This window comes from Geodermatophilus sp. SYSU D00697 (assembly GCF_054050175.1).
In genome coordinates this window covers 106113-123469 of record NZ_JBJGYV010000011.1, presented here as the reverse complement: position 1 = coordinate 123469, position 17357 = coordinate 106113, and the positions used below count along the sequence as shown (strand labels likewise).

The window sequence follows — 17357 nt, the reverse complement described above, 5'->3', positions numbered from 1 at the left end:
CGCTGCAACGTTCCCGCTACCCCGGCTCCCGCACGCTGGGAGAGTGGCGCCCGTGTCGGGAGACCCCGTGGTGGTCGTCGGAGCCGGGCCCGTGGGTCTCACGGCCGCGCTGCTGCTGGCCCGCCGCGGGCTCGCGGTGCTGGTCCTGGAGCGGCAGCCGGCTCCGTACGGGGGCCCGCGGGCGGTCCACCTCGACGACGAGGCGCTGCGCGCCCTGGCCGACGCCGGGGTCGCCGACGAGTTCATGCGGCTGAGCCGGCCGATGAGCGGGCTGCGGCTGCTCGACGGCCGGGGACGCACGCTGGCCGAGTTCGGCCGCTCGTCCGGTGCGGGCGTGCACGGCTGGCCGCAGGGCTCGATGTTCCACCAGCCCGACCTCGAGCGCGTGCTGCTCGCCGCCGTGCGCGGCACGCCGGCGGTCGAGCTGCGCCTCGGTGCGGAGGTCACCGGCCTGACCCGGGACGGCGGACGGGTGACGCTGACCGTGCTCGACCGGACCGCGGGCACCTCCTCGCCGGTCCCCGCGGCGGCGGTGCTCGGCTGCGACGGGGCGAACAGCACGGTCCGCCGGCTGATCGGGGCCCGCATGCGCGATCTCGGCCCGGCCGACCGCTGGCTGGTGGCCGACCTGCGCTCGGCGTCGCCGCTGCCGGTCTGGCCGGGCGTGCAGCAGGTCTGCGACCCGGTCCGGCCGGCCACGTTCATGCCCGTCGCCGGGGACCGCTACCGCTGGGAGTCCCGCCTGCGGCCGGGAGAGACGCCCCGGGAGCTCACCGCGCACCTGCCCGCGCTGCTGGGCGCGTACGGGGCGGCCGACGCCGAGGTGGTGCGAGTGGCCGAGTACGTCTACCGCGGTCAGGTGGCCGACCGGTGGCGCGACGGGCGGGTGCTGCTGGCCGGTGACGCCGCGCACCTCACCCCGCCGTTCATCGGCCAGGGGCTCGGGCTGGGCCTGCGCGACGTGCACCAGCTGGCCTGGAAGCTGGCCGCGGTGTTGACCGGCGCGGCCGGCGAGGCGCTGCTCGACACCCACCAGGCCGAGCGGGAGCCGCACGCCCGCGCGCTGGTGCGGCTGGCCCTGCTGGTGGGCCGGCTGATGACCGGCGGGGGCGCGGCCGCGTCGGCCGTCCGCCGCGGGGTCCTCGCGGTCGTGGCGCGCCTGCCGTCGGTCGCGGCGTTCGCCACCGACAGCCGGACCCCGCCGCTGCGCCGCGGGTCGCTGGTGGCGCGCCGCGGCCGGGCCGGGCGGCGCCTGGCCGGGACGCTGCTGCCCCGCGCGCCGGTCCGCGCCGGTGGGCGCACCTGCCCCGTGGACGACGTCCTGGGCCCGGGGGCGGCGCGGCTGCGGCTGCTCGCGCCCGGGCGGGTGGCGGTGCGGCCGCAGGGCGGTGCCGAGGTGACGGTGGCCGACGTCGAGGGCGTCCTCACCGCGTGGCTGCGCCGCGCCGGGGCCTCGACGGTCGTCGTCCGCCCGGACCGGATCGTCGCGTCGGCCGGCTGACCGCGCCTGACCCCGCGGTGTGCACCCAGCGTGGGCTCCGGGCCGCCGGGACGACGACGCGTGCACACCCGGCGCCCGGGTGCGGCCCGCGCCGGTGACCTGGGCATGCTGGCGGGCGTGAGCTATGACGTCGACGCCGTCCGTGCCCGCTTCCCGGCCCTCCGCGCCGGGGCCGCCCACTTCGACGGCCCGGGCGGCTCGCAGGTCCCCGACTCGGTGGCCGCGGCGGTCGCCGACACCCTCACCTCGCCGATCGCCAACCGGGGGCGGGTGACCCGGGCCGAGCGCGCCGCGGACGACGTCGTCCTCGCGGCGCGGCGGGCGGTCGCCGACCTGGTCGCCGGTGACCCCGGCGGCGTCGTGTTCGGGCGCAGCGCGACCCAGCTCACCTACGACCTCTCCCGCACCCTCTCGGCCGGCTGGCGCCCGGGTGACGAGGTCGTGGTGACCCGGCTGGACCACGACGCCAACGTCCGGCCGTGGGTGCAGGCCGCCGGGGCGCGCGGCGCGACCGTCCGCTGGGCGGACTTCGACCCGGCGACCGGCGAGCTGGCCCCCGAGGCCGTGGCCGCCGTGCTCTCCCGCCGCACCCGGCTGGTGGCCGTCACCGGCGCCTCCAACCTCATCGGCACCCGGCCGGACGTCGCCGCCATCAGCGCCCTGGCGCACGACGCGGGAGCGCTCACCCACGTCGACGGCGTGCACCTGACCGCGCACGTGGCGGTGGACGTGGCGGCGCTCGGTGCCGACCTCTACACCTGCTCGCCGTACAAGTTCCTGGGCCCGCACTGCGGCTGCGTGGTCGCTGCGCCGGCTCTGCTGGAGACCCTGCGACCGGACAAGCTGCTGCCCTCCACCGACGCCGTCCCCGAGCGGTTCGAGCTGGGCACCCTGCCCTACGAACTGCTGGCCGGCACCACCGCGGCGGTCGACTTCCTCGCCGGGCTCGGCGGCCCGGAGGGGGACCGGCGCGCCCGGCTCGAAGCCGGCATGGCGGCCCTGGAGGAGCACGAGGACCGGCTGCGGGAGCGCATCGAGGACGGCGTCCGCGGGCTGCCCGGGGTGACGGTGTGGTCGCGGGCGCGCCGGCGGACGCCCACCCTGCTGATGACCTTCGCCGGCCGCGACGCCGCCGACGCGTACCGGTTCCTCGCCGGGCGCGGGGTCAACGCCCCGGCCGGCTCCTTCTACGCCATCGAGACCTCCCGCCGGCTCGGGCTGGGGGACACCGGCGGGCTCCGGGTCGGCCTGGCCCCCTACAACGACGACCGCGACGTCGACCGGCTGCTGACCGGGCTCGAGGAGTGGCTCGCCGAGCCGGACGACTGACGGGGGCGGGCTGCCGTGGCGCACGCCGCGGCAGCCCGCCGTTCCACGTGGAACGGCGACGTCAGGGGGCGCGCAGGGTCGGGAAGCCGGTGATGAGCTGGTCGAACGCCGCGTGCAGGTCGTCGGCGAGCGTGGTCGTGCCGTCGGCGAGCCAGACCTCGAACGCCGTCGTCGCCGCCGCCCGCGTGGTGGTGGCGACCAGGCGCGGGAGGAGCGCCCCGGGGTGGTCACCGGTGCGCTGCGCGACGTGCTGTGCCACCACCCGGTCGACGTCGGCGTAGCGGACCTGGGAGTGCGCCTGCAGCGCCGGCTCGCCCAGGATCAGCGCCATCCGCTGGCGGAGCATCGGGAGGTCCGCGGCGGCGTAGTCGTTGACCTCGACGTAGGCCGCGCAGATCGAGGAGAGCACCGGCTGGCCGGGGTGGGTGGCCGCCAGCAGGTCGTCCAGCCGCCGCACGTGGGAGGCGAAGTCGCCCCAGACCGCGTCGGCCTTGGTCGCGAAGCAGCGGAAGAACGTGCGCCGGCTGGTCCCCGCCGCCTCGGCGATCTCGTCCGCCGTGACCCGCTCGAACCCCTCCTGGGTGAACAGGTCCAGGGCGGCGCGCTCGATACGGGCGCGGGTGTCGGCCCGGACGTCCCCCACCACCGCGGTCACGCGTCCCATCTTGCGGCACGCGACGCCGCGCCCCGCCCGTTCGCGCTGTGTGGGAGCCCGGCCTGCCCCGTCCGGGGCAGGCCGGACCGCCGGCCGCCGGCCGCCGGCCGCAGTCTGCTGTCCGCCGGCCGCCCGTGGCACGGTGCCCTGCGGGTGCTCGTGCTCTGCGTGCCCCCGGTAGGCAGAGCACGAGTTCCGCCGGACACCGGGCTGCCGGGCCGGCGCCACCGCCGACCGGCAGGCTGGGTGTTCGTCCCGCCGGACCGATGCCGTGGTCGGTGTTGCCGGTGGCACTGGGTGTCACTAGCGTCCACCCCACGTCGTGACCGCGATCACAAGGAGGCCCCGTGCCCGAGCCCACCGACACCCAGGTCGACAGCACCGAGGGCGTGGCGCCCGCCGCCGACGAGGCGCTGGTCGAGGAGTCCCTCGTGGAGGAGGTCTCCATCGACGGCATGTGCGGGGTGTACTGATCGACGCCCCCGTCGCGGCGCCGGCCGGGCCGATGGGGAACGCCGGCGCCGCACCGCCGCCGGGTCCTCCGCCCGGCTCCGCCTTCGACCCGTCGCTGCCCTGGCGGCGGGCCCGCTCGGTGGCGCTGCGTCCCGAACCGTTCGGCGCGCTGGTCTACCACTTCGGCAACCGGAAGCTCTCCTTCCTCAAGTCGAAGACCCTGGTCGCGGTCGTGGAGACGCTCGCCGACCACCCCAGCGCCGAGGCCACCCTGGTCGCGTGCGGCGTCCCCGAGGGACAGCGCCCGGCCTACGTCAGAGCGCTGGGCGACCTGGCGCGTTCGCAGATGATCGAGCTCCGGGAGTCACCCGCATGAGCACCCCACGACGTTGCCCCGCTCCGCTCCACGACGCCGCGGGGACCCCGCGGTGACCGCTGTCCTGCCGTCCCGACCCGCCGCCCCACCCCGACCGACCGGCGGCCGGCTGATCGACCAGTTCGAGTACGGCCTGGACGCGCCGATCTGCCTGACCTGGGAGCTCACCTACGCCTGCAACCTCGCCTGCGCGCACTGCCTGTCCTCCTCGGGACGGCGGGACCCGCGCGAGCTGTCCACCGCCGAGGCCGAGGCGGTCATCGACGAGTTGCAGCGGATGCAGGTCTTCTACGTCAACGTCGGCGGCGGCGAGCCCACCGTGCGGCCGGACTTCTGGCACCTGCTCGACTACGCGATCGGCCACGACGTCGGCGTCAAGTTCTCCACCAACGGGGTCAAGCTGGACAAGGCCCGCGCCGCGCAGTTGGCGGCCACCGACTACGTCGACGTGCAGATCTCCCTGGACGGCGCCACCGCGGAGGTCAACGACCGGGTCCGCGGCACCGGCTCGTACGCCACCGCCGTCCGGGCGCTGGAGAACCTGGCCGAGGCCGGGATGCGCGACTTCAAGGTGTCCGTCGTCGTCACCCGGGAGAACGCCGGCCAGCTCGACGAGTTCACGGCCCTCACCGACCGCTACGGCGCCCAGCTGCGGATCACCCGGCTGCGCCCGTCCGGCCGCGGCGCCGACGTGTGGGACCAGCTGCACCCGACCCAGGCCCAGCAGCGCGAGCTGTACGCCTGGCTGCTGGCCAACGGCGACCGGGTGCTGACCGGCGACTCCTTCTTCCACCTGTCGGCCTACGGCCAGGCGCTGCCGGGCCTGAACCTCTGCGGCGCCGGCCGGGTGGTCTGCCTGATCGACCCCGTGGGCGACGTCTACGCCTGCCCGTTCGCCATCCACGAGCAGTTCCTCGCCGGCAACGTCCGCGACGAGGGCGGCTTCCAGCGGGTGTGGCAGCACTCCGAGCTGTTCGCCGAGCTGCGCAGCCCGCAGACCGGGGGTGCGTGCACGAAGTGCGCCCACTTCGATGCCTGCCGGGGCGGCTGCATGGCGGCCAAGTTCTTCACCGGCCTGCCGCTGGACGGCCCCGACCCCGAGTGCGTCCAGGGCCACGGCGAGAGCGCGCTGGCCGCACGCGACGCGGCGGCGGTCATGCCCAAGAGCTCCGTCGACCACTCCCACACCGGCCCGGTCCGTGGCCAGCCCACGCTGCTGGGCATGCCCTCGATCCCCGCCAGGGCCTGCGACGAGTCGCCCCTGGCCGGGCTCGACCTGCGCTGAGGCTGCTCGAGCCGCTGGTCCTGGCCGGCCGGACGGCGCCCTCCCGGGTGCTGTTCGGCCCGCACGCGACCAACCTCGGGCGCGGGCGGGCGCTGTCGGAGCGGCACGTGGCCTACTACGCCCGTCGCGCCCGCGGCGGCTGCGGGGTCGTCGTGACCGAGACCGCGTCGGTGCACGAGAGCGACCAGCCCTACGAGCGGGCGCCGCTGGCCGCCGACTGCGGCCCCGGCTGGGCCGCGGTCGTCGCCGCCTGCCGGCCCTCCGGCGCGCTGGTCCTCGCCGGGCTCGGGCACACCGGGGCGCAGGGGACGAGCGCGCACACCCGGTCCGCACTCTGGGCGCCGTCCCCCGTGCCGGACGTCGTCACCCGCGAGGTCCCGGCGGAGATGGGCCCCGCCGAGGTCGGCGCCCTGGTCGACGGCTTCGTCGCGGCCACCCGGACCGCCGTCGCCGCCGGCGTCGACGGTGTGGAGGTCGACGCCGGGCCGCGGTCGCTGCTGCGCCAGTTCGCCTCCGGGCTGACCAACACCCGCTCCGACGCGTACGGCGCCGACCGGCTGCGGTTGCTGCGCGAGGTGACGGCCACCGTCCGGGCGGAGCTGGGACCGGGCCGGGTGCTGGCGCTGCGGCTGTCCTGCGACGAGGGAGCCCCCTGGGCCGGGATCACGCCCGGCACCGCCGCCGGGTACGTCGCCGAGCTCGCGCCGCTGCTCGACCTGCTCGTCGTCGTCCGCGGCAGCGGGCTCACCCTCTCGTCCTACCGCCCCGGCGGGCACGTCCGGCCGGGGTTCAACGCCGACCTCACCCGCGCGGTGCGGGCGGCGGTCGGCGGCACGCCGGTGGTCCTGCAGGGCTCGGTCGTGGACGTCGGGGCGGCCGAGGCCGCGCTCGCGGACGGGACCGCCGACGCCGTCGAGATGACCCGCGCGCAGGTCGCCGACGCCGACCTGGTGGTCGAGGCCCGCGCCGGGGTGCCGGTGCGCCCGTGCACGCTGTGCAACCAGGCCTGCCGGGTGCGCGACGTCCGCAACCCGCTGGTCAGCTGCGTGGCCGACCCCCGCAGCGGCCACGAGACCGAGGACCCCGCCGAGCCGCCGGACGGCGCCGGGCGCCGGGTGGTCGTGGCCGGCGGCGGGCCGGCCGGCCTGGAGGCCGCACGGGTGCTGGCCGGAGCCGGCGCCGACGTGCGGCTGGTCGAGCGCGGCGACCGGCTCGGCGGCGCGCTGGCGGTGGTGGCGGCGCTGCCCGGCCGGGAGCGGTTCGCCGACCTCGCCCGCTGGCTGGTCGCCGAGGTCGAGCGGCTGGGCGTGCGCGTGGAGCTGGGCGCGGAGACCCCGGCGGCCGACCTGGTCGCCACCGGCGCCCGGCCCGGGCCGCCGGCGGTCGCCGGCGCGCTGACCGCTGCCGACGTCCTCGCCGGAGCCGACCTGCCGCCCGGCCCGGTGGTGGTGCACGACCCCGCCGGCGGCCCGGCGGGCGCCGGGGTGGCCGAGCTGCTCGCCGGCGCCGGGCGCGAGGTCACCGTGGTCACCCCGCACGACGTCGTGGGCGTGCGGCTGGGGGAGGACCTGGCCCCGGCCAACACCCGGCTGCTGCGGGCGGGAGTGCGCCGGCGCACCGGGGTGGTGCTGCGGGCCGTGGCCGGCGGGACGGCGGTGCTGGCCGACCGCTGGACCGGCGCGGAGAGCCGCATGCCGTGCGCCGTCCTCGTCGAGGCCGGTCCGGGCCGGCCCGGCGACGTGCCGGCCGGGGTCCTCGCGGCCGGTGACGCCGTCGCGCCGCGGACCGTCCTCGAGGCCGTGCTCGAGGGGCGGCGCGCGGCGGTCGAGCTGCTCAGCCGGCCGACCTGAGGCCCCCCTCCGGCAGCAGGTCGGGCAGCAGGTCGGCCAGCGTGAGCGCGGCGAGGAAGACGAGCAGGACGGCGACGGTGAGCACGGGGGCACCTCCAGCGGGGACGTGTCCCCACCGTGCCGCCGCGGCCTGGGTGCCGGGCCCGCCCCCGCTGGGAGTCGCCTGGGAGCCGGCCGCCTAGAGGTCGACCTTCGCGTTGTCGCCGGCGTCGATGCGCTGCCCGGTCGCCTTGGCCTTCACGAAGCTGAACGCGGTGGCCAGGCGGCCGCCGGGGGCGTCCCAGTACTCCGCCGAGTCGGCGTCGACCTTGACCAGCAGGGTGGCGGGGTCCTCCGGACCCTGCGGCAGCCAGGCCTCGACGCCGGAGTTCCACAGCTCCTTCTTCTTGGCGACGTCGTCGACCACCGCGGCGTACCCGGTCAGCGACACCCAGGTGCCGCCGGACCCGATCCCGACGTTCACCTGCGGAGCGGCCGCGATGTGGGTGAGCCACTCGGTGCCCCGCTCGGCGAAGAACCACAGGTCGCCGTCGAACTCCACCTCCTGCAGCGTCATCGGGCGGCTGGTCAGCTTCCCGTCGGGCGCGGTCGTGGTGAGGAAGCCGAAGCGCTCCCCCTTCATCAGGTCGGCGACCTTGCGGGTGTCGTCGGAAGTCATGACCGGGGAGTGCCCTGGGCGCCCGCAGCCGAAGCATCCGGTCAGACGGCGTCGAGGTAGCGCCAGGCTCCGCCGTCCCGGACGAACCGGCTGACCTCGTGCTGGCTGCCGGTCTCGCCGGCGTGCCGGTACCAGGCCCGGAACTCGACGGTGCCCTCGTCGGCGAACAGCCCGCCGCCGGTGGTGCCGAGCACGTCCAGCCCGGTCCAGCGGACGGCCGGGTCGAGCTCCAGCGACCGCGGGCGGGTCGCCGGGTGCCAGGTGGCCAGCAGGTACGCGGGGTCGCCGACGGCGAAGGCGCTGTACCGGGAGCGCATGAGCTGCTCGGCGGTGGACGCCGTGGCGGTGCCCGTGTGCAGCCGGCCGCAGCACTCGTCGTAGGGGAGCCCGGTTCCGCAGGGGCAGCGTCGAGGGGCCATGCCCGGCAGTGTCTAGGGTCGCCCCGGCGGCCGGGAGGAGGTGGGCGGTGGGGTACCAGCGGCTCGCGTCGCCCCTGCGCGTCGGGCCGGTCACGCTGCCCAACCGGGTCGTCTTCCCGGCCCACCTGACGAACTTCGCCGTCGACGGGCTGCCCACCGCCCGGCACGCCGCCTACTACGCGGCCCGGGCCGCCGGCGGAGCCGGGCTGGTGGTCACCGAGGAGTCGACCGTCGACCCGGCCGACCGGCCCTACGAGCAGCTCGTCCGCGGGTACGACGACGCCGTCCTGCCCGGCTGGCGGCTGGTCACCGGTGCCGTCCACGCCCACGGCGTGCCGGTGTTCGCCCAGCTCAACCACAACGGCGGCCAGTCCGACCCCACCCACACCCGCGCGCCGGTGACCGCGCCGTCCCCGGTGCCCGACCCGCTGTTCGGCGAGGTGCCGCGCGAGGCGTCGGTCGCCGACCTCGCCCGGCTGGTCGCCGGCTACGCCGACACCGCCGCCCGCTGCGCCGCCGCCGGCTTCGACGGCGTGGAGGTGCAGGCCTCCCAGTCCTCGCTGGTCCGCCAGTTCCTGTCCCCGGCGACCAACCGGCGCACCGACGGCTACGGCGGCCCGCTGGAGCACCGCGTCCGCTTCCTCGTCGAGGTGCTCACCGCCGTCCGCGAGGCGGTCGGACCCGGCCGTGCCGTCGGTGTGCGGCTGGCCGGCGAGGAGGGGGTGGACGACGGGGCGACGCTCGCCGACGCCGGAGCGGTCGCCCGCCTGCTCGCCGCGGCGGGGCTGGTCGACTCCGTGAGCACCACCGTCGGCGTCGCGACCGTGACCCTGGAGCGGGTCGTCCCGCCCATGACCACGCCGCCCGGGTACGCCCGGTACGTCGCCGCGGCGATCCGCGCGCAGGTCCGGGCGGTGGCCGACGTCCCGGTGATCGGGGTCGGCCGGTTCCTCACCCCGGCGCAGGCCGAGCGGGCCCTCGCCGAGGGCGACTGCGACCTGGTCGGCGTGGCCCGCGGGCAGGTCGCCGACCCCGAGTGGGCCGCCAAGGCGCTCACCGGGCGGGCCGAGGAGATCCGCCACTGCCTGGGCTGCAACCAGGACTGCGTGGGCCGGGTGGGCCGCAACCGGCCGTTGGGCTGCGTGGCCAACCCGCGGGCCGGCCGGGAGGCCGCGCTGCCCGTCCCGGTCCGCCGGCGCCGGGTGCTGGTGGTCGGGGGCGGGCCGGCCGGTCTCCGGACCGCAGCCACCGCAGCGCAGCGCGGGCACGCGGTCACCCTGCTGGAGCAGGACGCGCGCACCGGCGGGGCGATCCGGGTCGCCGCGTCCGCGCCGGGCCGGGACGGGCTGCTGCCGCTCGTCGACGACCTGGCCGCCGAGTGCGCGCGGGCGGGGGTCGACGTCCGGACCGGGGTGCGCGCGACCGCCGACGACGTCCGGGCGCGGGCTCCCGACGTCGTCGTCCTCGCCACCGGGGCGCGGCCGGCCCGGCCCGCGTGGGCGGGAGACGGCGTGCGGGTGGTCGACGTCCGGGAGGTGCTGACCGGCGCGGTGTCCCCGGCCGGTGACGTCCTCGTCGTCGACGACCTCGGGACCGCCGCCGCGCCGTCGGTCGCCGAGCTGCTCGCCGTCCGTGGCTGCTCGGTCGAGGTCGTCACCGCGGCGATGGTCGTCGGGCAGGACCTCGGGCTCACCCTCGACCGGCCGCGGTGGCAGCGCCGGGCCGCCGAGCTGGGCATCCGGCAGAGCACCGACCTGGTGGTCCAGGGGGTCGAGGGGCCGGTCGTGCGGCTGCTGCACCACCCGACCGGCGGAGCGGAGCAGCGCCGCGTCGACTGGGTGGTGGTCGCCGCGCACGCCCGGGCGGACGACGACCTGTGGCGCGCCCTGCGCGACAGCGGCCTGGAGGTGCACCGGGTCGGGGACTGCCTCGCCCCGCGTCGGGCCGGGGCGGCCACCCTGGACGGCGACCGGGTCGGCGCGGCGATCTAGCGGAGGAGATCCGCGCGGGTCACCCGCACGGAGCTGCTCCGCTCAGGGGGCGTAGCGCGCCCGCAGGCCGTCGAGGATGAGGTCGAGGCCGAACTCGAACGCGGCCGAGTGCGGGCGCTCGAGCAGCTCGGAGATGGCGGCGAGCAGAACGGGCTGGTCGGACAGCAGGTCGGCCCGCAGGTCGCCCAGTTCCTCGTCGTCCGCGGCCGGCAGCGGCTGGCTGCGCCCCCGCTCGGCCTCGGCCTGCCACTCGATGGCGCTGCCGATGACGTAGGCGCCGATCGCGAACAACGTCTGCTGCGCCTGGCCCGGGGTGAGCCCGGCGTCCACGAGCACGCCGAGCACCCGCTCGATGCCGGGGAGGTTCTCCGGGCTGGGCCGGTTGCCGGCGAGCACCCGGGGCGCGTCCCGGGTCGTGGTGAGCGCCTCGAACAGCCGCCGCGCGTCCTCGCGCAGCCACTCCCACCACGGCTGGCCCTCGTCGGGCCCCGCGTAGGCCCGGCCGCTGCGCCGCAGGAGCTCCTCGGCCATGAGGTCCATGAGCTGGCGCTTGTTCTCCACGTGCCAGTAGAGCGTCGGCCCCGAGACGCCCAGCCGCGCGGCGATCCGCCGGAACGAGACCGCGTCGAGCCCGCCCTCGGCGAGCAGGGCCAGCGCGGCGTCGACGACCGCCTCGCGGGACACCGGCGAGCGCTCCACGGTTTTCACGCTTGACAGCCTAACGGTGTTAGAGGACGGTTGCCGCCGTGTCTAACGCCGTTAGAGGCCCGGCCATCGAGGTGGCCGGCCTGACGAAGACCTACAAGACCGGTGACACCACGGTGGAGGCGGTCAAGGGCATCGACCTGCGGGTCGAGGCCGGGCAGACCTACGGCTTCCTCGGGCCCAACGGCGCGGGGAAGTCCACGACCATCGAGATGCTCTGCACCATCCGCAACCCCACGTCCGGCACCGCCCGGGTGGCCGGGTACGACGTCGTCTCCGAGCGCGACCAGGTGCGCCGGCGGATCGGGCTGGTGTTCCAGCAGCAGACCCTGGACCTGCAGCTCACCGCCGAGCAGAACCTGCGCTTCCACGCCGAGCTGTACGGGCTCTCCCGGCCCGAGGCCGACCGCCGCATCGACGAGGTGCTGGAGATGGTGGCGCTCGCCGACCGCCGGTCGGACACCGTGCAGCGCTTCTCCGGCGGGATGAAGCGACGCCTGGAGATCGCCCGCGGCCTGGTCCACGCCCCGCAGGTGCTGTTCCTCGACGAGCCCACCATCGGGCTGGACCCGCAGACCCGCGCCGCGATCTGGGCGTACCTGCACGACCTGCGCCGGACGACGGAGATCACCGTCTTCGTCACCACGCACTACATGGACGAGGCCGAGCACTGCGACCGGATCGCGATCATGGACCACGGCGACATCGTCGTGGAGGACACCCCCGAGGCGCTCAAGTCCAGCGTGGGCACCGACCGGATCGCGCTGCGCACCGACGACGACGAGCTGGCGATCGCCCGGGTCCGGGAGCGGCTGGGCATCGAGGCCGGCGTCCACGAGGGCCAGGTGACCCTCGCCGTCGCCGAGGGCGCGCAGGTGGTGCCACGGCTGTTCACCGAACTGGGCGTCGGCATCCGCTCGGTCACCGTCACCCGGCCCAGCCTCGACGACGTCTTCCTGACCTACACCGGCCGCACGATCCGAGACTCCGAGGGGCCCGGCGCGCCGGCGTTCCCCTTCGCCGGGAGGCGCTGACAGATGACGACCCGCGACACCGCCGTCCCGCCCGCCCCCGCACGCGACCGGCTGCCCGAGGTCCGCAGCGACCTGGCGCACGAGCTGCGCGCCATCTGGGTGGTCATGCGCCGCGAGCTGCTCCGGCTCCGGCAGGACAAGGCCCGCATGCTCACCATGCTGCTGCAGCCGCTGCTGTTCATCTTCGTGATGGGCACGGGCCTGTCGAGCATCGTGGACACCGGCGGCAGCACCAGCTTCCAGGCCTTCCTCTTCCCCGGCGTCCTGGCCACGTCGGTGCTGTTCACCGCCGCGTTCGCCGGGATCTCCCTGGTCTGGGACCGGGAGTTCGGCTTCCTCCGCGAGATGATGGTCGCCCCCATCTCGCGCGGCTCGATCATCTGGGGCAAGTGCCTCGGCGGCGCCGTCGTCGCCACCGTGCAGAGCCTGGTGCTGCTGGCCCTGGTCGGGACGGTCGGCATCCCCTACTCGCCGCCCCTGCTGCTGGCGCTGGTCGGCTGCCTGTTCCTCGGGTCGCTGCTGCTGACCGCGCTCGGCGTGCTGCTCTCCACCCGCATCAAGACCATCCAGACGGCGATGCCGGTCAGCCAGCTGCTGATCATGCCGATGATGTTCCTGTCCGGGGCGCTGTTCCCCGTGTCCGGGCTGCCGGACTGGCTCGCCGTCCTCACCCGGCTCAACCCGCTGACCTACGTGGTCCAGCCGATGCGGCACCTGACGCTGGAGCACCTGGCGCTCACCGGTGAGGAGCGCGAGCGGCTGCTGCCGGTGCTCACCTGGTTCGGCTGGGAGGTGCCGGTCGGGGTGCAGCTGCTGACGGTCGCCGTCATCACCCTGGGCCTGGTGACCGTCGCCGCGCGGGTCTTCAAGACGACGGAATAGCGACCGCCGGCGTGCCACGATGCGCGCCGTGCCGACGATGAAGCGGTCCGTCACCACGGCTGCCGCGGACCGCGCCCGACGGCCGCCCACCCCCGACGGCGGTGACGGCGGGTCCCGCACCGGCCCGATCCGCCGGGTCGTGCTGGCCTCGATGCTGGGAGGGTCGGCGGGCGCCGCCGTCCTCACCCTCGTCGTCGTCGCGGGCGCGTCCGAGCACGTCATCACCGGGTCGGCGCTGCTGGGCTTCGCGACCGGATGGGCGCTGCTGGCGGTCCTCTCCTCCTGGCTGACCCGCCAGCCGCAGCGATGGGCGCTGGTGCCGGCTGCCGGGATGGCCGTCACCGGGCTGGGCCTGCTGGTCCTCGCGCCGGGTGACCGCGGCCTGACCGCTGCCGGGTGGTGCTGGCCCCCGCTCCTGCTCGCCCTCGCCGTCTGGGCGGGGCGCCGCGTGCGCCGCTCGCTGGCCGCCGGGAGCGGTCGCTGGCTGCTCTACCCGGTCGTGGTGGCCATGGTCCTCGCCGCTGCCGGCGGGATGACGGAGACCGTCGCGCGCGTCTCCGACCAGCGCGACGACGCCGTGCCCGGGCAGTCCTACGACGTCGGCGGCCGCCGGCTGCACCTGGACTGCTCCGGCTCGGGCAGCCCCACCGTGGTGCTGCAGAGCGGGCTCGGCGAGATGTCGCCGCACTGGGCCCGCATCGCCCCGGCGGTCGGCCGCACCACCCGGGTGTGCGCCTACGACCGCGCCGGGCAGGGCTGGAGCGACGACGCGCCGGCCCCGCAGGACGGTCGGCAGGCCGCCGCGGACCTGCACACCCTGCTCGACCGCGCCGGAGAGGCCGGTCCCCACGTGCTCGTCGGGCACTCGACCGGTGGCTCCTACGCGATGGTCTACGCCGCGCAGTACCCCGACCAGGTCACCGGAGTGGTCCTCCTAGACCCGTCCGACCCTTACAGGTCCTCGGCCGGCCACGGCTCGGTAGAGGCCGGCGCTCCGGCCGAGATCGCGCTCCTGCCGAGCCTGGCCCGGCTGGGCCTCGGGCGACTGCTCCCGACCTCGGCCTGGTCCAGGCTGCCCGAGCCGGCAGCCGGACAGGTGCAGGCGTTCGCCGCGGGCCCCCGCGGCTGGCGCAACCAGCGCGACGAGTACGCCGCCATGCCCGCGCTCTTCGCCCAGGCGAGGTCGCTGTCCCACCTCGGCAGCACCCCGCTGGTCGTCCTCACCACGACCGGTTCGCCGCACGCGCCGGGCTTCACCGCCGCGCACGACCGGATGGCCGCGCTGTCCCGCAGCAGCAGCCACCGCTTCGTGGACGCCACGCACGTCGGCCTGCTGGACGAGGCTGAGGGCGCCCGCATCTCCGTCGGCGCCATCGAGGACGTCGTCCGGGCCGTACGCACCGGATCGCCGCTCACGTCCGGCCCCACGGCTCCCTAGGCTGCCCCGGTGACGTCCCTCGCCGGGGCAGCCTGGCCCGACCTGCCCGAGCGCCCGCTCCTCCTCGTCCCCCTGGGCGCGGTCGAGCAGCACGGCCACCACCTGCCGCTGGGCACCGACACCACGGTGGCCTGCGCGGTCGCCGAGGCGGCCGCCGACGCCCTGGACGGCGTGCTGCTCGCCCCGGCCCTGGCCTACGGCGCGAGCGGGGAGCACGAGGACTTCCCGGGCACCATCTCGATCGGGACCGAGGCGCTGACCGGGCTGCTCGTCGAGTACGGCCGCTCCGCCTGCCGGTGGGTGGGCCGGCTGGTCCTGGTCAACGGCCACGGGGGCAACCTCGACGCGCTGCGGACGGCGATCGGGCTGCTGCGGAGCGAGGGCCGCGACGTCGCCTGGTTCCCCTGCGGCGTCCCGGACGCCGACGCGCACGCCGGCCGCACCGAGACGTCCCTGGTGTTGCACGTGGAACCCGAGCAGGTGTTCGCCGACCGCGCCGTAGCGGGGGAGACGACGCCGCTCGCGCAGCTGTTGCCGCGGCTGCGGGCCGAGGGTGTGCGGGCGGTCAGCCCCACGGGCGTGCTCGGCGACCCGGCCGGCGCGTCGGCGAACGAGGGGGCGCACCTGCTCGCCGACATGGCCGGGCGGCTGGCCGGCGCCGTCCGGGCCTGGGACGTCGACCCCACCGGCCGGTTGCGCTCCTGACCGGGGGTTATGGTCCGCGCATGGGGTCTCCGTCCGGCTGGCTGGTCGTCGTCGACTACCAGGAGGTCTTCCGCGACCCCACCTCGCCGTGGACGACGCCGCGCTTCGACGAGATCCGCCCGCGCGTCCGGTCGCTGGCCGAGGCCTTCGGGGACCGCGCCGTGTTCACCCGCTTCGTCGTGCCCGAGCAACCGGTGGGCGCCTGGGCCGACTACTACGCCACGTACGACTACTTCCGCCAGGAGCACGCGATCCCGCTGTTCCAGCTCTCCGAGGACCCCGGCGGCCGTCCCGTCGTCGACGCCCCGACCTTCGGCAAGTGGGTCCCCGAGCTCGCGGACCTCGTGGGTGCGGGGCCGCTGACCGTCGCCGGTGTCGCCACCGACTGCTGCGTCCTCTCCACCGTGCTGCCCGCGGCCGACGCCGGGGTGCGGGTGCGGGTGGTCGCCGACGCCTGTGCCGGCGCGAGCGACGAGGCCCACGAGGACACCCTGCGGATCTTCGGCTGCTACGCCCCGCTGGTGGAGGTCACGACGACGGCCGAGGTCCTGGGCGAGGGATGAGCGCCGGTCCGGCCGTCCCCCCGGCGCCGGCGGAGCGGCTGCCCGACGGGTTCGCCGTCCGGCTGGACCCGCGCACGCGACGGCGGGACGGCGGGACGGCGCTGCTCGGCGGATCCCCGCTGCGCCTGGTGCGCCTGCTGCCCCGCGCCCGCGACCTGCTGCGCGGGGACCGGCTCGTCGTCCGGGACCCCGCCACCGCCGCGCTGGCCGCGCGCCTGCTGGACGCGGGCCTGGCGCACCCGGACCTCACCGCGCCGGGGGCGGTGGCCCTCACCGTCGTCGTCCCGGTCCGGGACCGCCCCGCCGAACTGGACCGGCTGCTGGCCGCGCTGCGCGCCGATCCGGACACCGCCGCCGTCCCGGTGCTCGTCGTGGACGACGGCTCGGCCGATCCCGCCGCGGTGACCGCGACCGCCGGCCGGCACGGTGCCCGGGTGCTCCGCCACCCCACCTCCCGCGGGCCGGCCGCCGCCCGCAACGCCGGGTTGCGGGCGGCGGTCACCGAGCTCCTGGCGTTCCTCGACTCCGACTGCGTGCCACCGCCGGGCTGGGCCCGGGTGCTGGCCGGCCACACGGCCGACCCCCGGCTGGCGCTGGTCGCCCCGCGGATCACCGCCCTCCCCCCGCGCGCCGCCGGCTGGGTGGACCGCTACGAGACCGCCCTCAGCGCCCTCGACATGGGACCGGACCCGGCGCCGGTCGGGGCCGGGACAGCTGTGTCCTACGTGCCCAGCGCGGCGCTGCTCGCCCGCCGGCGCGCCCTCGGCGACGGCTTCGACGAGGCGATGCGGGTGGCCGAGGACGTCGACCTGGTCTGGCGGCTGACCGCGGCCGGCTGGCGGGTGCGGTACGAGCCGTCGGCGACGGTCGCCCACGAGCACCCCGCGGGGACGGCGGAGTGGCTGCGCCGACGCGCCTACTACGGGACCGGCGCCGCGCTGCTCGCCGCCCGGCACGGCCCCGCGGTCGCGCCCGTGGTCCTCTCGCCGTGGTCGGCGCTGGCCTGGGGCCTGGCCCTGTCCGGACGCCGGAGCGCCGTGGTCGCGGCCGCCGGGGTGCTGGTCGTCGCGACCGGGCGGCTGGCCCGTCGGCTGGCCCGCACGGGGGAGCGCCCGCCGGTGGGGTTCGCCGCGGTCCTGGTGCTGCGGGGGAGCGCCGCCGCCGGGCGCACCCTGGCCCGCGGCGTCACCCGGCACCACTGGCCGCTGGCGCTGGTCGCTGCGGCGGTCAGCCGGCGGGCTCGCCGCTGGATCGCCGGAGCCGCGGTCGTCGACGCCGTCCTCGCCTGGTGGCCGCACCGCCGGCAGGTCGGCCCGCTGCGCTTCGCCGCCGCCCGCCGGCTCGAGGACCTCGCCTACGGCGCCGGCCTGTGGCACGGCGCCGTGCGGGCCCGCGACGCGAGGGCGCTGCTCCCGGCCGCGCCGTCCGTGGCCGGCCCGGTGCGCCCGCCCGTCCGCGGTGACGCCCTCCGTCCACGGTGACGCCCTCCGTCCACGGTGACGCCCTCCGTCCA

At 76.9% G+C, this 17357-nt stretch carries 17 protein-coding genes; 13 read left to right on the top strand and 4 right to left on the bottom strand.

Annotation, left to right across the window (positions count from 1 at the left end; translation table 11 throughout):
- Positions 1-67 precede the first annotated feature (67 nt).
- On the top strand, positions 68-1501 hold the full coding sequence (locus ACI79C_RS11875) for a bifunctional 3-(3-hydroxy-phenyl)propionate/3-hydroxycinnamic acid hydroxylase (RefSeq protein ID WP_456945862.1): 1434 nt from the start codon (positions 68-70) through the stop codon (positions 1499-1501).
- A 117-nt stretch (positions 1502-1618) separates the two neighbouring features.
- Positions 1619-2830, top strand: a complete 1212-nt coding sequence (locus tag ACI79C_RS11870; RefSeq protein WP_456945861.1) for a cysteine desulfurase-like protein — start codon at positions 1619-1621, stop codon at positions 2828-2830.
- Between the two features lie 61 nt (positions 2831-2891).
- On the opposite strand, the gene mftR is transcribed toward ACI79C_RS11870, so the two are convergent.
- On the bottom strand, positions 2892-3485 hold the full coding sequence (gene mftR / locus ACI79C_RS11865) for a mycofactocin system transcriptional regulator (RefSeq protein ID WP_456945860.1): 594 nt from the start codon (positions 3483-3485) through the stop codon (positions 2892-2894).
- A 347-nt stretch (positions 3486-3832) separates the two neighbouring features.
- Between mftR and mftA the strand changes: the two genes are divergently transcribed.
- The 4 genes from mftA to ACI79C_RS11845 are packed head-to-tail and all read left to right on the top strand — an operon-like array spanning position 3833 to position 7449.
- Positions 3833-3958 (top strand): mycofactocin precursor MftA, encoded by a 126-nt coding sequence (gene mftA / locus ACI79C_RS11860; protein WP_456945859.1) that lies wholly within the window; start codon positions 3833-3835, stop codon positions 3956-3958.
- A complete protein-coding gene (gene mftB, locus ACI79C_RS11855; RefSeq protein WP_456945858.1) occupies positions 3943-4314 on the top strand; it encodes a mycofactocin biosynthesis chaperone MftB in 372 nt (123 codons plus the stop codon). The genes mftA and mftB overlap by 16 nt, the downstream gene beginning before the upstream one ends.
- Before the next feature lie 52 nt (positions 4315-4366).
- Positions 4367-5599 (top strand): mycofactocin radical SAM maturase, encoded by a 1233-nt coding sequence (gene mftC / locus ACI79C_RS11850; RefSeq protein ID WP_456945857.1) that lies wholly within the window; start codon positions 4367-4369, stop codon positions 5597-5599.
- Positions 5560-7449: a mycofactocin system FadH/OYE family oxidoreductase 1 gene (locus ACI79C_RS11845; RefSeq protein WP_456945900.1), complete on the top strand. Its 1890-nt coding sequence runs from the start codon at positions 5560-5562 to the stop codon at positions 7447-7449. The genes mftC and ACI79C_RS11845 overlap by 40 nt, the downstream gene beginning before the upstream one ends.
- A gap of 178 nt (positions 7450-7627) precedes the next feature.
- On the opposite strand, the gene ACI79C_RS11840 is transcribed toward ACI79C_RS11845, so the two are convergent.
- Entirely contained in the window at positions 7628-8107 is a 480-nt protein-coding gene (locus tag ACI79C_RS11840) for a pyridoxamine 5'-phosphate oxidase family protein (RefSeq protein ID WP_456945856.1), read from the bottom strand.
- A 41-nt stretch (positions 8108-8148) separates the two neighbouring features.
- Complete coding sequence (locus tag ACI79C_RS11835; protein WP_456945855.1) at positions 8149-8526, bottom strand: YchJ family protein; 378 nt, start codon at positions 8524-8526, stop codon at positions 8149-8151.
- A gap of 47 nt (positions 8527-8573) precedes the next feature.
- Here ACI79C_RS11835 and ACI79C_RS11830 point away from each other — a divergent pair, with 47 nt between their 5' ends.
- Positions 8574-10517 carry a mycofactocin system FadH/OYE family oxidoreductase 2 gene (locus tag ACI79C_RS11830; protein ID WP_456945854.1) on the top strand — a complete coding sequence of 648 codons (1944 nt, stop codon included), beginning with the start codon at positions 8574-8576 and terminating at the stop codon, positions 10515-10517.
- Between the two features lie 42 nt (positions 10518-10559).
- On the opposite strand, the gene ACI79C_RS11825 is transcribed toward ACI79C_RS11830, so the two are convergent.
- Entirely contained in the window at positions 10560-11225 is a 666-nt protein-coding gene (locus ACI79C_RS11825; protein ID WP_456945853.1) for a TetR/AcrR family transcriptional regulator C-terminal domain-containing protein, read from the bottom strand.
- Between the two features lie 38 nt (positions 11226-11263).
- Here ACI79C_RS11825 and ACI79C_RS11820 point away from each other — a divergent pair, with 38 nt between their 5' ends.
- Genes ACI79C_RS11820 through mftF form a run of 6 tightly spaced genes read left to right on the top strand, consistent with a single transcriptional unit; the run spans position 11264 to position 17325 of the window.
- Entirely contained in the window at positions 11264-12256 is a 993-nt protein-coding gene (locus ACI79C_RS11820) for an ATP-binding cassette domain-containing protein (protein ID WP_456945852.1), read from the top strand.
- Positions 12257-12259: 3 nt separating this feature from the next.
- On the top strand, positions 12260-13138 hold the full coding sequence (locus ACI79C_RS11815) for an ABC transporter permease (RefSeq protein ID WP_456945851.1): 879 nt from the start codon (positions 12260-12262) through the stop codon (positions 13136-13138).
- 37 nt (positions 13139-13175) lie between these two features.
- Complete coding sequence (locus ACI79C_RS11810; protein ID WP_456945899.1) at positions 13176-14576, top strand: alpha/beta fold hydrolase; 1401 nt, start codon at positions 13176-13178, stop codon at positions 14574-14576.
- A 9-nt stretch (positions 14577-14585) separates the two neighbouring features.
- Complete coding sequence (mftE, locus tag ACI79C_RS11805; protein WP_456945850.1) at positions 14586-15281, top strand: mycofactocin biosynthesis peptidyl-dipeptidase MftE; 696 nt, start codon at positions 14586-14588, stop codon at positions 15279-15281.
- A gap of 20 nt (positions 15282-15301) precedes the next feature.
- Positions 15302-15844, top strand: a complete 543-nt coding sequence (locus tag ACI79C_RS11800; RefSeq protein ID WP_456945849.1) for a cysteine hydrolase family protein — start codon at positions 15302-15304, stop codon at positions 15842-15844.
- Complete coding sequence (gene mftF, locus ACI79C_RS11795) at positions 15841-17325, top strand: mycofactocin biosynthesis glycosyltransferase MftF (protein WP_456945848.1); 1485 nt, start codon at positions 15841-15843, stop codon at positions 17323-17325. The genes ACI79C_RS11800 and mftF overlap by 4 nt, the downstream gene beginning before the upstream one ends.
- Positions 17326-17357 lie beyond the last annotated feature (32 nt).